Source organism: Ilumatobacter sp. (genome assembly GCF_049588435.1).
Classification (GTDB): Bacteria; Actinomycetota; Acidimicrobiia; order Acidimicrobiales; family Ilumatobacteraceae; genus Ilumatobacter_A.
On the sequence record NZ_JBAVYV010000020.1, the window covers coordinates 1 to 1,670 of the forward strand.

Sequence of the window (1,670 nt, forward strand, 5' to 3'; positions counted from 1 at the left end):
CGGCCACACCGCATGCCTCGCCGGCATCGTCGGGTTTCGCCGACGCGACGTCGGCGACGTGATAGCCCGTCGCTGGGTCGGTGACGGCGAGCGTCGTGTTCGACGAGCCGTCTCGCCACTCACCCCCGATCAGAAGTTGGGTGGGGAGGAGGGGTTCGCTCATCCGACGATTATTGCTTCTCGTACGGCTGCCCGAGTGCCGCGGGTACACGTGCGCCCCGTCCGACGCTCGCCACGACGATCAACGTCACGAGGAACGGAGCGAGTTGGAGGAACTCGCTCGGAATCGACGTGTTGAGGAAGCTGAACTTCAACGCGAGGGCATCGGAGAATCCGAAGACGAGTGCCGCACACAGCGCACCGACGGGGTGGTGGCGTCCGACGAGCACCACCGCCAGGGCGATGAAGCCGCGACCGTTCGTGATGTTCTCGTTGAACCGGCCGACGTCGGCGGTCCACCACGATCCGCCGAACCCGGTGATCGCACCGGCGATCGCGAGGTTGACGTAGCGTCGACGGAGCACGTTGACCCCTAGAGTCCCCGCCGCCTTCGGATGCTCGCCGACCGCCCGGGTCTGCAGTCCCCACTTGGTGGAGAACAACGCCCACGTGATGATCGCCACCAGGGCGAGGCCGAGGTAGACGTAGATCGTCTGTGAGAACAACACCGGGCCGAGGATCGGGATGTCGCTGAGGAGGGGAATCTTCCACTCGGCGAGCGTGGACACGCCGTTGTAGTCCGGATTCTTGGTGAGCACGCGGGCGTCGACGAACGACGTCAGGCCCAGCACGAAGAAGTTGATCGCGAACCCGACGATCACCTGGTCGACGAGGAACCGGATCGCCAACCATGCGAGGAGCAGCGCCAGCAGAGCGCTCACGATCATCGCGGCGATCATCCCGATCCACAGGTTCGTCACCGAACCCACGACCGCTGACGTGAACGCTCCTGCGAGCAGGAATCCTTCGATCGCGATGTTGATGATGCCGGACCGTTCGCACAGGATTCCGCCGAGGGCACCGAACACCAGGGGTGTCGAGGCCTTCAGGGCGTCGTGCAGCGTGCCGGTCAGCGAGAAGCCTCCTCCGGCTGCGGCCCAGGCCATCATCGTGAACACGAACAGCACCGCCGCGACCCCGAGGAGCGCGTTCTGCCAGTTCGACGTGCCGCGCGAGATCTGGACCCCGCCGAGGCAGGCGAGACTGACGGCGCAGATCCACGCCATCGAAATCGCTCCGACGCCGAACGAGGCGTCGTCCCCGAGCGTGAACGTGGCCGTTCCGCCGGTTCCCTGCGCGAAGACGACGACGGTCAGCACGGCTCCGAGAAGATAGGCGATCCCGAGGTTGCGGGCCCGCTTGATCTCGTCGGGTGTGCGGGTCAGCGAATCGACCGCGTCGAGGTAGACGTCGGTGCCCGGTCGGTGGCCGGTGTTCTCGATCCCGATGCCGCCGCTCATGATCCCCACCCCCCGATGCTCGGTCCGGAGTTGGCGCCCTGGGCGCTGATCCGCCAGATGGCCTTCATCAGCAGCGGTGCGGCGATGAACAGCACGATCAGGGCCCGCAGGATCAGGACGAGATCGATCGGAACACCGGTCTCGACCTGCATCTGCTGGCCCCCGGCCTGCAGGGCGCCGAACAGCAACGCGGCGAGCACGGTGCCGACC

Annotated in this window: 1 protein-coding gene and 1 pseudogene; both read right to left on the reverse strand. The window is 66.3% G+C overall.

Annotated features, from left to right (window positions below):
• Nucleotides 1–170: 170 nt before the first annotated feature.
• Nucleotides 171–1,460 (reverse strand): ABC transporter permease, encoded by a 1,290-nt coding sequence (locus WBV89_RS00565; RefSeq protein ID WP_423979399.1) that lies wholly within the window; start codon nt 1,458–1,460, stop codon nt 171–173.
• Nucleotides 1,457–1,670, reverse strand: a pseudogene (locus WBV89_RS00570) (ABC transporter permease); the annotation flags it as partial. The gene WBV89_RS00565 and the pseudogene WBV89_RS00570, both read right to left, overlap by 4 nt.